This window comes from Mesorhizobium sp. M0276, assembly GCF_040321755.1.
In the GTDB taxonomy this organism is placed as follows: Bacteria; Pseudomonadota; Alphaproteobacteria; order Rhizobiales; family Rhizobiaceae; genus Mesorhizobium.
Genome location: NZ_JAMYSC010000043.1, coordinates 1 through 16,479, shown reverse-complemented (window position 1 = coordinate 16,479; position 16,479 = coordinate 1). Strand labels below are relative to the sequence as shown.

Sequence of the window (16,479 nt, the reverse complement as noted above, 5' to 3'; positions counted from 1 at the left end):
ATACCTCGCTTCGGGTGTTGGATGTGGTATGGGCATTTTGCTTGGCCCACCTTACTTGTCGGAGATGCCCGGGACCTCGAACGCAGCGCACAAGTCGGCAACGTCTCTTCGCACGCAGGCATGGAGATCTTCGTCGTCTGGCCGCTGGAGGACGGAGTCAATGAAGCCAGCAATTTGCACCATTTCCACATCGCGCATGCCCATTGACGTCACTGCTGGCGCCCCCAGGCGAATTCCGCTTGTGACCGCCGGATTCCGCGGGTCGCCAGGCACCATATTAAAGTTTGTGATGATTCCTGCCTTTGCTAGTCGCTCGGCATAGGCCTTGCCCGATAGTGGCCGATCGCGAAGATCAAGGATCAGCATGTGATTGTCCGTCCCCCCGGTCACCAGGTCATAGCCTCGCTCAAGCAGTGCATGTGCCAGAGCCTTGGCATTCTTGACCGTCTGTTGGCCGTAGCTTCGGAAGGACGGGTTCGCGGCTTCGTGCAAGGCAACCGCTAGCGCAGCGATGGCATTCATGTGGGGCCCGCCTTGCAGGTGAGGGAAGACCGCCCGGTCTATTCGTCTGGCGAGATTGTATTTGCTCTTTGTATGATACAGGGCCTGATAGCGATCTTCGTTCCTTGACAAAATGAAGCCACCGCGCGGACCGCGGATCGACTTGTGGGACGTGCTGCTGACCACGTCGCAATGGCCCACGGGATTCGGGTGCGCTCCCGCGGCAATCAGGCCGCTGATGTGCGCAATGTCGGCTACGAGATAGGAGTTCGCTTCCAGGGCGATTTCTGCCATTGCCGCGTAGTCAAAGACACGCGGGTAAGCAGTTCCGCCGACCCAAATGAGCCGCGGCCGTTCCCGCTTGGCTGTCTCGCGTAAGCGGTCATAGTCAATCTGCTGTGTCTTTTCATCTAGTCCATAGGGCACGCGTTGATAGTCAGTTCCGGAAAAGTTGATGGCCCAACCATGAGTCAGATGGCCCCCTTCCGGAAGGGGCAAGTCCATGACTTTGTCACCGGGACTCAAAAGCGCACGATAGACAGCCTGGTTGGCCGGCGAGCCGGAATAAGGCTGGACGTTGGCATGCTCGCTGCCAAATAGTGTTTTCAAGCGCTCAATGGCTAGATTCTCAAGCTCATCAACGATCTCGTTTCCAGCGTAGTAGCGCGCACCGGGGTACCCCTCGGCGTACTTGTTCGTGAAAATCGAGCCGTTCGCTTCCAGCACGGCCGAGGAGGCAAAGTTCTCCGAGGCAATGAGTTTGAGGGTCGTTCGCTCCTGCCGCTCCTGTCTTAAAATCAGTTCATGCACGCGGGAATCGACGCTGGCCAAGGCAGACCGTCCATTCGTGCCGGGCTGTGCGATCGCGCCGTTGGCGGAGTTGTCCATGGTAGCGTCGCGCTCCAATTCGATTGACTTACCTCACGATCAAGCACGCGGTTCCCTTCGGCCGCGTGTCTCGTACCGCTTCGAGCCGCTGCAGGTCCTGTTTATGAAAGCCGTCGCGATGGGGCAGGAGATCGATCAATAATTGAACCAGCCCGCCGTCGTTGGATCCTGCTTTGAGATGGTACGAGCGCCACGGAGGCTGTTCGTTGCAGCAAAGAAAGTCGGCTCTGGCGAGCAGCCGGACGTGTCGCGCAACCCGCTCTCGGCATAGACCCAGAATCTCGGCTAGCTCGCAGACAGTTAGGTCCGCATGCGCACAAAGGCCCAGGATTCGAAGGCGGTCAGGATGCGCTGCCATGCGTAGGCGACTAACCAGTGTCATCATGGCTCAGGACCACGTCCTGCCGAATTTCTCATTTCGCGTTCTCCACAGAAGTTGCAGATCTCGAAGGTTGTCCACGACCGGACAAATCTCGGTGGCCGTGACGACCGTCGATATCCTGTGTCCAACAAACAAATGGGCGCTCTTCCTGCCTTTAGCCGAACTTGCAGGCAGTTGGGCGAGTCGAAGATAAGCGGGGCCACGGTTTGGAACCACTGACCTCAGACGTTGCAATAAGCCTACCATTCACAGCGAGCCGAAGTTGCTAAGGGTCTATGAATTTCCTTGAAGGATCTGTTGCAACGTTCGCCCAGCCTGGCCTGCTCCCGGTTTGCAGCGGTCATGGTCAGGCGATCCATCGCTTCTGCTAGCACGATCAGGAATTTGCCCTGCATCGCATCGCTGATCAGCTCCTGAAGGCCGGGACGCAACAGCGACGCGCCGAAGATCGCGCGGTGGGTATTGCTGTCGACGACTGTCCAGCCTTGCTTTCAGCACGCAAGCAGCAGAGCCAACTGATCCTCGATCGAGGCGTCTCGGTGATTGTCAGTTCAGTAGCGAGCGCCAAGCGCGACCTTCATGAGGCGGCCCCTACTCCGGGACGCGGTCTCGCGTTTGGCTATCCGTTTCGGCTTGAACGAAATCCCGTGCGGCCTGTCGCGCCAGCAAATGGACCAGATTGACGAAGCGTCGATCGGGCTTCGGCGACGCAGGCACAGCCGATTCGCGGGCCGCGCCGGCGACCACACGAAGCATTTCGGCTGTTGCACGTTTCGGTCGCGCTATTAATCGCGTTCCTGTCCTGACGCGAAATACTCCGTTTCGCGACAATGATGCCAAGTCGCAGTGCTTCGACAAGATGGAAATTCTTTGTGATCAATAACGCGCGTCGCGCAGGAGCCAGTGCTGGCCGATGACGGGGCACCTTGTGCTCCGAAGAAGCCATGGCTATATATCCGGATAGAGAACGGAGGCACGCGATGGGCAACACTGCACAGAAGAGAGCCATCGAGAATTATCGCTCTCGCCTGGCTGAGCGCGGCATCGCGCGGTTCGAGATCCTGGCGTTCGACGCAGACCGCGATCTACTGCGAACTCTTGCCCGAAAATTAACGGAGAGCGGGCCGGATGCCCGACAGCTTCGTCGGACCATACAGCAAGCCGTGGCGGGTGAGCCACCGAAAGCGGGCAGCATTCTCGCCGCGTTGCGTCGCTCGCCTCTGGTTGGCTCCAATCTCGACCTCAGCCGGCCGCGCGAAGAGGGGCGCAAGATCGACCTGTGACGCGCTACCTTCTTCATACCAATATCATCAGCAACGTCATAAAGCCGGCGCCTTCGGGCTCGTTGCTGGCCTGGATGGGCGCGCAGAAGGACGAAGACCTCTTCATTGCTTCGCTTACTGTCGCCGAAATTCGCCGAGGCATCCTAAAGAAGCCGAAGGGGAAAAAGCGCAGCAGCCTTGAAACTTGGTTCGAGGGCTCCGAAGGCCCGCAAGCGCTGTTCGCTGGCCGCGTGCTATCGTTCGACGAGAAAGCTGGCCTCGTGTGGGCGCGGCTGATGGCCAACGGCAAAGCCAGAGGCTGTTCGCGGAGCGCCCTAGACACAATCATTGCCGCTGTAGCCGAAGCCAACGAGTGTGTCGTAGTGACCGACAATGAAAAGGACTTCGAGGACGTTCAGATAATCAACCCGCTCCGTAGCTCTGGAAGCCAAGCGGGTGATGATAGCTCCAACGGTCCGGCCGATTCAACTTGAGGATTTCAGCGGCACGGCGTCCGAACGTCTCGTGTTCGCCTACCTTTTAGCGATGGCTGGATTGATCTTGCTTAGTTCGGCCAGGGCGTCTCTTCCAGTTCCGCTTTAATGCCATCCCGGTTCATCTAGTCAGCTCGATCTACCAACAGTTCGCACGCACGAGCGCCGCGGACAAGGCGCCATCGCAGGGACTGCGCGATATGCGTGTCGAGCTCGTCCATCTTACACTCGATCTCGTCTTCGAAGGCCTCTCGCCAAACGTAGTCGATGCCGCGCGCGGCTCGGGGCCTTCTCATCGAGGCTTTCTCGCGACTGGTCTGGCGCGCTACCAATGGCAAATTCGCCCGCCGGGAACTCGTCGGTCTGTACTCCCAGCTCTGGGCGTCCACATCAACTGCGGAGCTCTTGGCATCGCCGTGTTCTGCCTTTAGCTGGCAGCTCTCGAGCTCGACGAGCAGCCGATCAGCGACACCCGCGACCTCAAGTTCGACCCGGTTAACTCGATAACACCCTATTGGCAGATTCAGTCGGGGAGGATCTGCCCACTCCGATCACAAGCCGATCTTTCGACCCCGTGGTCGGGAATTCTCCATGGACTTCGTGAAGAAGGAATGCAGCGCCGAAAGCCGAAGCGCTTCCGATACATCGACGCCCCTTCCGAGACGGAGCCCCGATTAGGCATTCCTGCCACTCTATCTAGCCGACCCCCGTGGCCGCGTTGCCGATCGGTGCGCACTGGTCGCCTACATCGCCCCGGCACGTGAAGATCGTCTCTGCTGACACTCGTCGACAATTCAGGCCGCCTCCGGCTGGCGTTTGATCAGCGTCAGCGTCAACCAGCGCGCGGTCAGCGCCGGCTTTTTCGAGCCCTCGATCTCAATCGTCACGCCCAGCGCCGTCTGCACCCAGCCCGACGGCCTGATCTTGACGTCGGCCAGTACGAAACGGGTGCGGATGCGCGATCCGGTTTTCACCGGCGCCAGGAAGCGCAGCGATTCGAAGCCATAGTTGACACCCATCTTGCAGTTTTCGAGCGGCCGCATGGTCTCGAAAGTCATCGCCGACAAAAGCGAAAGCGACAGGAAGCCATGTGCGATGGTGCCGCCGAACGGCGTCTCGCGCTTGGCGCGCTCCGGATCGCAGTGGATGAACTGGTGGTCATCGGTGGACTCGGCGAACTGGTCGATCATCCGCTGCGAGACCACCCGCCACGGCGACACGCCGACTTCCTTGCCGACGCTGGCCAGAAGCTCGTCGAGACTGATCGGTTCCAAGCTAATGTCCTCCATTTCAACCGTCCGAAGCGCGAGCGGCTTCATTCCGTGAACAGTGTCAGCCCATGCTGCACCGACTGCCGGCCATCCATCGGCAGGATGGCCCCGGTGAGATGACTGCCGTCACAGCTGCACGAATAGAGCTTTCCGCCGGCAATCTCATTCGGCGCACCGATGCGGCCGATCCGAACATGGCTGCAGACGAGCCGGTTGTACTCGGTCGCGGTGCGCGTCCTGCAGGCCGCCGAAAGCAGCTCGTCTTGGTACGGATGATCATTCCGCCGGCGCCGCTATGCGGTATTGTCGCAGATTGATAAAATCAATTGTCTGGATAGGAACCATCCGTGTCTCGAATGGTGGAGGAGTAGTCCAGCAGACGGGGTAGCTTGTGGTCCTTCTTGAAGCGCGCCGACCTCATTGGCCGCTAGCTCTGAGCCGGCAAGAAGCGCCAGTTCAATGACATTGGGTGTCGACACGGCAAAGCGGCATCAGATGCTACTTCATGATGCGGGATGGCGCTTGCTTCAAGAAGCGCTCGGCCTGACGTGGAAGCCAGCACCGGATCTGGACTGTCGATATGCGCCGATATTCGCGCAGCACAGCGGCAACCGCAGCGACGATGATCTCAGCCGTTGCGAGCATGCCAACCTTGGTGCCGGCCACTCTGTTAGCTTGAAGCGCAGCGCGCATTTGATCCGTCACCAGACCGGGTTGAGTAACTTGGATTTCCAAGGCGTCTTCCTGGGTTTGCACCGTCAGCGCGCTGACAGCAAAGGCAGGTGCGCACGTCAAGGCAAGCGATCGTCTCGATCTCGCGGGCAATTCCAGCCCCACCGCGGGAATCTGACCCGACAACAACGAGCAGATGCGGTTCTCGCCCCAGCGCCATTGTTCTGTCTTTCGATGCATTCTCGCGTGCGCGCTTCTGGGGCGTCGTTCAGCGCAAAGTCGGTGACCACGGCTGCGCTTTCCGCGCCAGCCTCGAAAAACGCCTTCGAGCCGGTCAGGTTGAGGCCGCCGATGGAGACCAATGGGATCGGCGCGACCTGGTGCTTCCACTCGCTGATCCGCTCGAGCCCTTGCGACGCCCATTCATCTTCTTGAGGCTAGTTGGATAGACTGGGCCGAGCGCCACATACTCCGGCTCGGCCACTGGCGCCGTTTCCAGTTCGGTGTGATCGTGGATCGAAAGGCCGAGCTTCAATCCGGCGTATTTAATCGTCAGCATCGGCGGCAGCCAAGTCCTTTTGACCAAGATGGACGAGTCGCAGCCTTCCTCGATTGCCGTGCGCCAATAGTCGTTGACGCTCACTTGGCAACCATGGACCGCGCAGGCGTCGTTAGCGCGGCGGATTTCCGTCTGCAGTCCTTTCTCGTCCATATCCTTTATCCGGAGCTGCACCAGACTCACGCCGAGCGGCACCAGCCGGTCAATCCAGCCGGCACGTCGACGACTTCCTGAGAAGACAGCCCTGCCGACCGTTGGTGAGTAGCGCGGTTCGAGCATTCCAGTGCTAGCTTAACGAATGGCATCGACCGCCCTTGCCGAACGCACGCGCCATGCCGACCGGATCGGCCGCCCTCGGGACCGCCGTGTTCAGGAGCACGGCGTCAAACCCGAGCTCCATGACGTCGCCGCGTACGACGGCCGTCCGAGCCACGCATCCACAATCAAACGGAATGTAGGGGAAATGTCCGCGCATCAACTGACCTCGGAGCTCAACGCTTCATCGCATTAGAATGAGCGTTCGAAACGCAGGATACCGCCGACACTGCTCTTCTTGTTGGCATTGGCCCAGTTCACTTCGGAAGCTTTCACCTTTCCGACGGCGGAGCCTCCGTAGCGGTCGTAGTCGAGTTCAGCCGTAACTGTGAAATCTGGAAGAAGCGCATAGGCGACGTTCGCAGCGACACCATAGTTCTTGAGCTGATCACCCGAGAGCTGAAGGTTGAACGAAGTTGTCTCGTTGACGTCGTAAGCGGCGCCAGCCCAGAAAGCCGAGTTCCCGCCCCAAATCTTATATAAGCCGCGACCATGAGCGTCGATCGCGTTCATGGAGTCGTCGTTGAGCTTGCCATTGGAACCGTAGCCGAACATTCCGAACAGCAACAGTTCGTTGGTGACGTTGATGTCGACACGGACCTTGGCGGCTACCGATTCGTAGTTGCTATCATAACCAGCAACGCCGGTGATCGCTCCCCAGCCATGTGTGTATTTCAAGCCGCCGACTATGTGCGGAGCGTAGTTGCCGATTGTGCCCACCACGCCTGAGCCTTCTTCGAGCGAAACCACGGCGGAAAAGCCGTTCGCGGCGTCGAAGTAGTACTGGACCACATTGGTATCCAAAGCGCCGTACGGAACCGGCGTCTGGTTGAGTACGTCACCCGCGCCGCCAATAAACTTGTCGAAGGCCGACCAGTCCTTACCAACTCGGAGGCCACCAAGCTGAATCCAGGCGAAAGTCAAGATGCTGTCTCCGTTGAAGGCATAGGACCGAGAACTGTCCGAAACCGAAGTGTGGCGGTTACCGAAATTCACGCGGGTTTCGGTGTAGGTCTTCAACGTGCCGAGTTCGGTCTCCTGGCCGGTCCAAGCTTTCAGTGTGAAGCGCGTATTGTTTTGCCATGTACCCTGATCCTCACCAGTCCTCACATCTGAGGTTCTTGCGTGGTCAAACAATCCGACATGGCCCAGGCCCACGTAGTAGCTGAGATAGCCGCCGATGCGCAGGCAGGTCTCGGTGCCTGAAATATAGACGTAGCTGGAGCCGTAGACGTCGCAGATCTTGAGGTACTCAGTGGGATCAGGCTCGGGGACGATGATCACGGCGCGAGCGTCCGAAGCGGCGATCAGTGCCGCAGTTGAGCCGAGGAGGAGGCTCCCAATGGTCATTGTTGATCTCCGTCTAAATGGTAAAAGGAATCGAGACCGATAAATGATTTTTGCTAAGCAAACGATTGATAGCGAATCAAGATTAATTCTAGGAGTGTTGCTGCAACTGCCGTGCTAACGCTTAGGAGAATTCAGAATGTGGTTGCCGTCACATTTATTAAGCATTTATCACTCCAGACGATCATACAACATTTTTGTACAATTACCCTTTTCACCTCCGCGGCGGGCCTCACAAAGGGTGCTACTGCAAATGACGTGCCACCCTGACGACCCAGCTGCGGCTGAAGCTCAAATTTGCGGGCGGACCTTGGTTCGCGCTTCCGTTCTTTTTGCCTTGCGGATCCACCCAAGCACGAACGGCAAACGTTTCGGCTACGGTTCGTCTGTTCGCTTCGTGACAGTTTGGCTTAATGGCGACGGCATTGTTTGCTGTGAGCCCCGCCGTTGAGGCATCATGCGGCGGCCACCGCTCGGTACGACGCCGTCACTTTGGCGAGCTGATGGTCGATAACCACGCGCCGCAGCCTTGCACCACTGAGTCGGTAGGCGCCAGCCTTGGCATTGCGGCGGACCTGACGGTCGCGTCGAGCAGGTTTTCGTGCTGAAAGCGGCGCGGCACAGCTAATGCTTCTTGCCAGCAATTCACACAACGAGCTCATCGAGACGGCAGAGATCATTATGGGCGGCGCTAGCTGGCGTGCAAAGTCTGGACCCAACACCGTATTGTCTCATCGGATGCGGCATCTGCGCTCAGAAGAGTCTCCCACGCGCAGATGAAGGGAAGGGACGTCGAACAAAACGGTGCGCGTGAGGGTTTCGGCGGGAACACCATCGTCAGTCGCTGACCGAGTGCGCTCAGACCATCGCTGTCCAGCCAAGACTGAACGGCGCCCATTGCTAAAAAAATTTCGAGCCCAAAGCGGAACGGACTGACATAGCGCAAAGACGCAGGCGAGCGCAGCGGTAAGGTTGGATGTTATCAGCATGGGACGGTGACCGTTGCAGACCACGAAATTTCGAGAGGCCCGGCTGCCTTGGTACACTATCTATCCGGCTGTGTCGGAGTTCTCTGGGGCGGTCGGCGCCGAGGCTTATGAGGAATGGCTCAGGAACCTGCCGGCTGATGATCCGGTGTCACTCTACCTGCACGTTCCGTTCTGCCGATCAGCCTGCTGGTATTGCGGCTTCCCAACCACCATCACCCGCCGTGATGCGCCCATCCTCAACTATCTGGCGGCGCTGCGTGACGAGATCCGTCTGGTTTCGGAGCGAGTGCCGAAGACGTTGCCCGTGAGCGACATACATTTCGGCGGCGGAACGCCGTCTCTCATCGGACCAGCCGAGTTCGTCGCTCTGATGGAGTTCCTGCGATGCCGCTTCGCCATCTCGAAAACAGCTACGGTCGCCATCGAGATCGATCCACGAACACTCACGCCCGAGATGGCGGAAGGCTTGGGAGCGGCCGGCGTGAACCGCGCGAGCCTGGGCGTACAGAGCTTCGATCCCATTGTTCAAAAAGCGATCAACCGAATCCAGAGCGAGGCCCAGACGTCGGCTGCCGTGGAAGTGCTGCGCCGGCATGGAGTAAGCCGCATCAACTTCGACCTCATCTACGGCCTGCCGCGTCAAACGGTGGAGTCGTGCGTCGAAACAGTGAGGGCGGCGGTCGCCATGCGCCCCGACCGGCTTGCCTTGTTCGGCTACTCGCACATCCCATCCCAAGTAAAGAATCAGCGCCTCATCGAGGCGGAATTTCTTCCCGACAGCACTGCCCGCGCTGAACAGTATGCGGCTGTCGCCGTGACGCTGATTGCCGCCGGCTACCGACAGATCGGGCTCGACCATTTCGCCTTGCCGGACGACGAGCTCGCGCTGGCACAGGAAACAGGTCGCCTGCGACGTAACTCGTTGGGCTACTCGGCCGATACCTGCAGAACCCTGATCGGTTTCGGCGCGTCGGCTATCGGCCGCGTCGGCCAGGGATACGTTCAAAACGAAGTTACACGGGATTCCTACATCCAGCACATCGCAGCTGGCCGACTGGCTACATCGAAGGGCCATCGCCTCACAGACGACGACCGCGTGCGAGCCGCAATTATCGAGCGATTAATGTGCGATTTCGAGGCTGACGTGCCGGCAATCTGTGTCGCCCACGGATCTGATCCGATCCGTCTTCGCGATTCGGCTGAGCGCTTGGCCATGCTGGCCAAGGACGGGATAGTGGACTTCGAAAACGGCTTTGTCCGCGTACGGCGGGAGCATCGCTTTGGGATTCGCGCTGTCGCTGCCGCATTCGATGTGTTTAGGGATGGCGTTACGTATATCCCGCAGCAGCTTAATGCGATGCAAAGCACGACATAGTCCGGCATCAATGTCTCCGCTTGGAACCGCCGGCCTACTTGCCACGCCGGCCGGGCGCTGGTCTGGCAAGTGGGCTTTCCGTTTGCCAATGCGTTCGTTCCCGGCCCTCACGGGGCGGCGAGTCCCTGCCGTGAGCGCCTCACCCGCGAGGCTACATGGCGGCCGTGGAGATTACCTCAGCAGCGGCGCCTGATCGGAAACCTTAGCACCTCAGCGCTTTGGCGTGGCTGCTTGAACTCTTCGACGGCAACCGCCTCAATTAGCAGGTCCAAGGCTTCGCGGCCCCTTTGACTCATCGGGTCATCCCCACAAAGGTAGTCATACGCTCGATCTAAATGCACTCGGGCGGCGGAAAAATCGCTTGTCATATCATAGAACCCTCTCTACCCGCCCGCATTGCCGTCTACGAGGTGAAGGTAGTGCAATCGTCAATATATACAGAAAAATTTGAATTAAATCGGAGATGATCATGGAGGCCGAGTTCCCTGACCTGATGCCGCCATCGAGCCCGCCGACGACCACTCGCTGGCGCTCGGTCGCTTCATAAATGCCGAGCACCCCGTCCCGAGACCACCTCTGACCTCCCTCCTTCGATGCTAGACGCGTGGAAGACATGGCTGCGCCGCCGCTGCGAGAAAGGCGTGTCCCGTCGCGCGGCGGCTGCATAGTGGGCAGCCAGCGCCGGGAGCTAATCGGCAAAGCCGCGTGTGGCGATTTTGCATAGCGCGCAGGCGAATCGCCACGCCCGTCCAGCATGTCCGATGCCGCGTAGGCCGCCAGGATCCCTGAGCGGAGTGCATGCACGATCCCGCGTGATGACAGTGGATCGGCACAGAACAGGCAGTCGCCCGCCGCGACCCAGCGGTTACCGGCGGCGGGATCGATCGTTGCGGTTCCCGCCGCCTTGATCATGCTGGCGGTCTCGATTGCGTTGGGCGGCACGAGCGGCGCGACGGACTGCGTTGCGGCTAAAGCGCGGTACCAATGTCCGGCTTTGCGCAGTTCGCTGCCCAGATCCGGATCGGTGAGGCACGCGCAAGTCGGCGCTGTACCACCAGCCTTCGGGACGCGCCTCGACGACCATGCTGCAATCGCCCGGTGCGCGGTCGAAAAAGCGTGTGTAGGCGGCAAGATGTCCGTGCATAGTGAGCTTGGCGCCGAAACATCGCGCCAGCCTCCAACTGGACCGGTCGCCCAAACCACGGCGCGGGCAACGATAGCTTCATCGGCCAGCTTGAGCAGCCAGCCTTGATCGTCGCGCACTGCCGAACCCACGGCCGAGCCAAACCGCGTGTCCACACCTGCCGCCTTGGCCGCCTGCACCATCAGCCGGTCGAATCGCGTCCGGTCGAGCTGCCAGCCGGCACCGTAAGCGGAAAACATGCCGTGCCGCTCGCTGGGAACTTCATCGGCCCACACCGAAACAAGCGCACGATTTTCAACGAAGCCGGCCTCGGCGAACGGCGTCCAGACACCAAGCTGACGCAGCAGCCCATTCGCTACTGCCGGCAGCACCTCTCCCGGCTTTGGCCGATCATGCCTTCCTGCTTCCAGCAACAGCACGCTCCGCGCGGGTGTATCGTTGCCAACGCCAGTCCGGATGTGGTCGCCGCCGAACGCGATCGTCTCAGCGAGCTGGCGGGACAAAATGCCAACCTCAAGATAGCGTTGGCCCGGATCAGCGAGGCGGACTGAGGAAGACTTTAAATTCAAAAGGTGACACGCGGCAATAGTCGCGTGCCGCTGTAGCCCCAGGCTCCGCTTCACCGTGGGGACCGATCGGTCGCACTCTCAGCCTGGGGTTCTTCTCTGCCACCCATCATCGAATTTTGGTGGATTGTCCGTCTCCCGCACCGGTTTGAGCGCGATAGACAAGAATCGCGTTTTCTGTGCCGGCCGGGCTTCAATGACGGGGATGGCGAAAAGCTGAGTGCTCGGGCTTGCGGGCCGAGCTTGTCGGCCGCTCGATGGAAAGTGTCATTTGAGGCGCTTCCTCTCCCGCGTGCAACTGGAAGACACGATCGCCCAGTTCCTTATCCACTTCCGTCAGACGATGATTGAGGCGAAGGTAGTCCGTCCAGGTCGGCGTGCGGAACGTTTCTGTCCAATGCGTAGGCTTCTGCAGGTTGCGCTGGAGCGTCCAGTTCCGAGCACCGACGCGGCTGTGTACATGGCGCCGCTGCCGCATGAGGTCGAGGAAGGCCTCGAGATTTCTCTCGGCTATCAGATATTCGATCTTGACCACGATCGGGCCGCTCCTCGGCTTCAGATTGAGAGCGACAGCTGGGGCATCGAATTCCTCCAAGGGATCGGGCTCGGAGTCGCGGCGCTCTCGAAGAGGAAAGAGAACGCCGGCTGCAGCGACGAGCAGCAGGGCTCCAGCGGAGCCCTCCAGCGCCCAGGTCAACGAATGGTTTTCGGCCACCGTGCCCCACACCCAGCTGCCGAGCGCGATGCCGCCGTCTATCAAAGCATAGTAGATCGAGATGGTGCGCCCCACGACCCAGCGCGGGCTCGCCAGCTGCACGCTCACACCAACCCCGGACCAGGCGGTGACCCAGCCGGCGCCGCCCAAGGCGAGTGCAATTGCCGCCACCGCAATTGAAGAGGTCAGTGCAAGTGAAAGGGAGCACGCCGCGCAGGCGACGCAGGAGAGCCTCATCAGCCTTTCTTGCGACAAGCTCCGTCTGAACAGGCTGTTGGAGAGGCCGGCGAAGACGGCACCGGCCCCGAAGCCGGCCATGAGCGCGCCATAGGCAAGCGGGCCTCCACCCAGCTGGTCGCGGACAACCACCGGCAGCAGCGCGAGTATGGCGATGCTCGCCAGGCCAAAGAGGGTTCCGCGCGCGATCGCTGCCTTGATCTCCGATGACATCGCCGTGAAGCGCAGCCCGTCATAGATGGCCGTCCTCATCGACTCGCGCGGAAGAGGGGAAGAACGAATCTTCCACTTGCAGCGCCAAATAGTGGCCAAGGGTGCGAAATAGGTGAGCGTGGTCACCGCGAATGCCGCCATAAGGCCAAATGAGGCAACCACAATGCCGCCGAGCGCCGGACCCACAGTCCGGACGGTGTTGAAGCCAACAGAAAGCAGGGTGACGGCAGCGGGAACATCTCGTCGATCCACGATATCGCCAACCAACGCTTGCCAGGCCGGATCATTGAGAGCACCGCCGCTTGCGATCAAGAAGCTGAAGCCGAGGATCATCCACGGACTGACAAAGCCCAGCGCCACGGACGCGGTCAGCATCGCGGACGCAATCACCATAAGGCACCGACCGGCGAACATGACCCGGCGCCGGCTGAAATTGTCGGCGAGAGCCCCGGCAAAGACGGACAAGACGAAAGCGGGCAGGTTCGATGAAGCCTGCACCAACGCAACCATCAGATCGGAAGTCGAGATCGTTGCCATCAGCCAGCTGATGGCAACAGTCTGCATCAACCAGCCGAGGCTTGAAACCTGCGTCGCGAGCCAGATCGAACGAAAGGTGGGCTGCAGAAGTGGCCCAAAGGTCGTTGGTGCAGCCAAATCTTCGTTTGATCCAGCCACCCTACTCATTTTGCGAACCTTTGCTTTCCGTTATTGTCGCTTCCCATGTAATCTAGGCTGAACCGTGGCGGCTAGAAGAATAGATGGAACCCATTTGCCCGACAAATGTGGCCACAGTTCCTCCTGACCAATGGTTAGGCGGCCGAGACGCAGAAATGGGCCGGCTCACTCGCTTCGACCACATCTTGGTGAGCCGGGATTCACATGGCATTGGAGGCGCCATGCTTGATCGACGCCGCTGCCGAGATTTTTTCGCGAAACGCGACCCTGTTTTTTTGTTGGAACTCACTCATCAGCGGCATTCGATGCTGAGTGTGGCTTTCGAAAAGTGAGGACGCTTGCAGATCTTTGACAGGCTCAATTCCCTGATAGACGCAGACGATTGCCAGGCCGCGATCGAAGAGGCGCGCGCCCTGCTACTTCGATTCGAACAAAGGTCTGATGCGCTCACGCATGCGATAGACGACTTTCTGCTCGACCTGATAACGCTGGCTTTCATTGTTGAATGTTACGGACGCGGCTTTGAACTTTTGGCGCGAACGCTGGCTCGTAGAAGACTGGCAAAGGTCAGGCTTTTGTCGGAAGAGGTCTATTCCGCCAGAGAGAAATGACGCCCAAAGCTTGTTGCTAACCGGCTATCGCGCCGCGTTCCGCCACAGTGACGAAGGCAATTGACGACGTTCGACCACCAAAAAATAGGCGGAAAACCGTGGCCCTTTATGAGGCAGACTGGGTGTGGATTGTTCCGCGAATCTGAAAACTGTGGGGTCCATTCCGTGGCGTCCGGCCGACCGCTGGCCTTCATCGCGGCAGTCGCCGCCCGCTGCCTCAGATGCCGCCCATGCAGAGGTACTTCATTTCAAGATAGTCTTCGAGGCCGTGGCGGGAACCTTCCCGCCCGATGCCGGACTGTTTGATGCCACCGAAAGGCGCGGCTTCTGAGGACATGCGTCCCGTGTTGATCCCCACCATGCCGTATTCCAGCGCCTCGGCCACACGCCAGACACGCTTCAGGTTCGAAGCATAGAAGTAGGCGGCGAGGCCGTATATCGTATCGTTGGCCTCACGCACGGCCTGATCAGCATCGTCAAAGCGAATGATCGGCGCCAAGGGTCCAAAGGTCTCTTCTTGCGCCACGATCATTTCCCTTGAGACGTTGCTGAGGATCGTCGGCTGGAAAAAGTTGCCACCGCTGCCGATCCGGCCGCCGCCACATCGGATCGCGCCACCTTTGGCCAAGGCATCGGCAATGTGAAGTTCGATCTTGGCCAGTGCATGCCCGTCGATCAGCGGACCGATGGCGACACCTGGATCGAAGCCGTCGCCGACCTGAAGCTCACGGACACGCTCCACGAATTTGGCGACGAATTCGTCATGAACGCCCGACTGGACGTAAAGCCGGTTGGCGGAAACGCAGGTCTGGCCGGCATTGCGGAACTTGGCCTGGATCGCGCCGTCGACGGCAGCATCGACGTCGGCATCATCAAAGACGATGAAAGGCGCATTGCCACCCAACTCTAGACTGACTTTCTTTATCTGGTCCGAGCACTGGCGCATGAGCAATCGGCCGACCTCGGTCGAACCGGTGAAACTGATCTTGCGGACCTTGGGGTTGGAGCAGAGTTCGCGGCCGACCGTATCACCCTCGCACGCATAGATCAGGTTGACGACGCCTTCCGGAAACCCGGCAAGGTGGGCCAGAGCAAACATTGCACCCGCCACCAGCGGCGTCTGTTCAGCCGGTTTGAGCACGATCGTGCAGCCGGCAGCGAGAGCCGGCGAGATCTTGCGCGCAACCATTGAGGCGGGGAAGTTCCAGGGCGTGATCGTTCCAACGACGCCGATCGGCTGTTTGATCACCAGCATGCGACGGTCTGTAGAGGGCGGCGAGATCGTCTCACCATAGATGCGATTAGCCTCTTCGGCGTACCATTGCAGATACGCGGCCGCATGCGCCACCTCAGACTTCGCTTCGGCTATCGGCTTGCCCATTTCCGCAGTGAGAATCGCTGCAAGATCGTCAGTGTGGTCGACGATCAGTTGGTGCCAACGCCAGAGGATGTCGCTGCGCTCGCGCGCGGTCAGTGCGGCCCATTCAGGTTGCGCCACATAAGCTTTGTCAATCGCCGCGCGCGTCTCCTCGACACCCATGTCGGCCAGTTCCGCCAGCACTTCGCCGGTCGAAGGATTTAGTACCTCGAAGGTCCGCTCACTTACCAGCATGCCAAGAGCCGGCACCCGGTCAATGGCTCCGAACAGTTCGCGCGTTTTCAGGTGGCGAAGCATTGGCTTGTACAAGGGCAACGCGAATCCTCCTCGATGCAATTGGCGTGTCACACGACTTTTTGGATTATCCGCTGGCCTATGGTTTCGCATAGGGCCTCAGTGAGGGGCCACTAGACCCACTCGAATCCACTCAACCGAAACTGATGTCAGTTGTGCGAAACAGTCCGACCATTTCTCGAAACAAGTAGATCGAATCCATGTCGTTGCTCGCGCACTGGAGGGCAAATCGTGATCCTGCCGCGCTGTCAGATATTCCAACTGGTTTTTGCAGTCCAACCGCCCGTGAACGCGCTGGAGCACTGCGCGTCTTTTTTGCGGAAATAGAAGTGCCGAGTGAGATTTGAAGCTGCCGCAGCGCTCAGTTCAGCAGGGCTATCCCTGATCTATGGCCTTGCTTTGACGGTGGGAGCGCTCTTTGCGGACCATGTCGTACGACTCGATATACGCCATCTCCAGGAGGTATCCTAGGAACTGCAGCCTGTGAGACCCCGCGATCTGATTCAAGTTGTGTGCGTCAAGTTCTGCAAAATGGCGTGGCATCGCGGTGACGTCGGCGTGTCCGCCGCGCAGCCCCCGTGTTTAGCTGGG

General features: G+C 59.6%; 14 protein-coding genes and 1 pseudogene. 4 read left to right on the top strand and 11 right to left on the bottom strand.

From position 1 onward, the window contains the following. Positions 1–51: 51 nt before the first annotated feature. On the bottom strand, positions 52–1,389 hold the full coding sequence (glyA, locus tag NKJ01_RS27060; RefSeq protein ID WP_352732683.1) for a serine hydroxymethyltransferase: 1,338 nt from the start codon (positions 1,387–1,389) through the stop codon (positions 52–54). A 28-nt stretch (positions 1,390–1,417) separates the two neighbouring features. Next, the gene (locus tag NKJ01_RS27055; protein ID WP_352732733.1) at positions 1,418–1,747 is read right to left on the bottom strand and encodes an ArsR/SmtB family transcription factor; all 330 of its coding nucleotides are present in this window, start codon (positions 1,745–1,747) and stop codon (positions 1,418–1,420) included. Positions 1,748–2,751: 1,004 nt separating this feature from the next. On the opposite strand from NKJ01_RS27055, the gene NKJ01_RS27050 reads away from it, so the two are divergent. Both NKJ01_RS27050 and NKJ01_RS27045 read left to right on the top strand, forming a co-directional pair. Beyond that, a complete protein-coding gene (locus tag NKJ01_RS27050) occupies positions 2,752–3,054 on the top strand; it encodes a hypothetical protein (protein ID WP_023778360.1) in 303 nt (100 codons plus the stop codon). Then, on the top strand, positions 3,051–3,527 hold the full coding sequence (locus tag NKJ01_RS27045; RefSeq protein WP_352732680.1) for a type II toxin-antitoxin system VapC family toxin: 477 nt from the start codon (positions 3,051–3,053) through the stop codon (positions 3,525–3,527). Before NKJ01_RS27050 ends, NKJ01_RS27045 begins: the two co-directional genes overlap by 4 nt. 794 nt (positions 3,528–4,321) lie before the next feature. Here NKJ01_RS27045 and NKJ01_RS27040 read toward each other — a convergent pair. The 5 genes and pseudogenes from NKJ01_RS27040 to NKJ01_RS27020 form a co-directional block, all read right to left on the bottom strand. Next, positions 4,322–4,816, bottom strand: a complete 495-nt coding sequence (locus NKJ01_RS27040; protein WP_352732678.1) for a MaoC family dehydratase — start codon at positions 4,814–4,816, stop codon at positions 4,322–4,324. Between the two features lie 480 nt (positions 4,817–5,296). Then, a complete protein-coding gene (locus tag NKJ01_RS27035; protein WP_352732676.1) occupies positions 5,297–5,710 on the bottom strand; it encodes a bifunctional hydroxymethylpyrimidine kinase/phosphomethylpyrimidine kinase in 414 nt (137 codons plus the stop codon). A 94-nt stretch (positions 5,711–5,804) separates the two neighbouring features. Beyond that, positions 5,805–6,203 carry a thiamine phosphate synthase gene (locus NKJ01_RS27030; RefSeq protein ID WP_502905918.1) on the bottom strand — a complete coding sequence of 133 codons (399 nt, stop codon included), beginning with the start codon at positions 6,201–6,203 and terminating at the stop codon, positions 5,805–5,807. 57 nt (positions 6,204–6,260) lie between these two features. Continuing rightward, positions 6,261–6,504 (bottom strand): annotated as a pseudogene (locus tag NKJ01_RS27025) (thiazole synthase); the annotation flags it as partial. A 32-nt stretch (positions 6,505–6,536) separates the two neighbouring features. Beyond that, a complete protein-coding gene (locus NKJ01_RS27020) occupies positions 6,537–7,694 on the bottom strand; it encodes a porin (protein ID WP_352732673.1) in 1,158 nt (385 codons plus the stop codon). Between the two features lie 999 nt (positions 7,695–8,693). On the opposite strand from NKJ01_RS27020, the gene hemN reads away from it, so the two are divergent. Next, on the top strand, positions 8,694–10,055 hold the full coding sequence (hemN, locus tag NKJ01_RS27015) for an oxygen-independent coproporphyrinogen III oxidase (protein WP_352732671.1): 1,362 nt from the start codon (positions 8,694–8,696) through the stop codon (positions 10,053–10,055). A gap of 176 nt (positions 10,056–10,231) precedes the next feature. Here the strand turns inward: hemN and NKJ01_RS27010 are convergent, their stop codons facing one another. From NKJ01_RS27010 to NKJ01_RS27000, 3 genes are all read right to left on the bottom strand, one after another. Continuing rightward, positions 10,232–10,423 carry a hypothetical protein gene (locus NKJ01_RS27010; protein WP_352732668.1) on the bottom strand — a complete coding sequence of 64 codons (192 nt, stop codon included), beginning with the start codon at positions 10,421–10,423 and terminating at the stop codon, positions 10,232–10,234. A gap of 1 nt (position 10,424) precedes the next feature. Next, on the bottom strand, positions 10,425–11,702 hold the full coding sequence (locus NKJ01_RS27005) for an NAD(P)/FAD-dependent oxidoreductase (RefSeq protein WP_352732665.1): 1,278 nt from the start codon (positions 11,700–11,702) through the stop codon (positions 10,425–10,427). 256 nt (positions 11,703–11,958) lie between these two features. Beyond that, positions 11,959–13,614: an MFS transporter gene (locus NKJ01_RS27000; protein WP_352732662.1), complete on the bottom strand. Its 1,656-nt coding sequence runs from the start codon at positions 13,612–13,614 to the stop codon at positions 11,959–11,961. A 329-nt stretch (positions 13,615–13,943) separates the two neighbouring features. Here NKJ01_RS27000 and NKJ01_RS26995 point away from each other — a divergent pair, with 329 nt between their 5' ends. Beyond that, on the top strand, positions 13,944–14,216 hold the full coding sequence (locus NKJ01_RS26995) for a hypothetical protein (RefSeq protein WP_352732659.1): 273 nt from the start codon (positions 13,944–13,946) through the stop codon (positions 14,214–14,216). Positions 14,217–14,433: 217 nt separating this feature from the next. On the opposite strand, the gene NKJ01_RS26990 is transcribed toward NKJ01_RS26995, so the two are convergent. Further along, positions 14,434–15,891, bottom strand: coding sequence for an NAD-dependent succinate-semialdehyde dehydrogenase (locus NKJ01_RS26990; protein WP_502905917.1), 1,458 nt, complete (start codon positions 15,889–15,891; stop codon positions 14,434–14,436). Positions 15,892–16,479 lie beyond the last annotated feature (588 nt).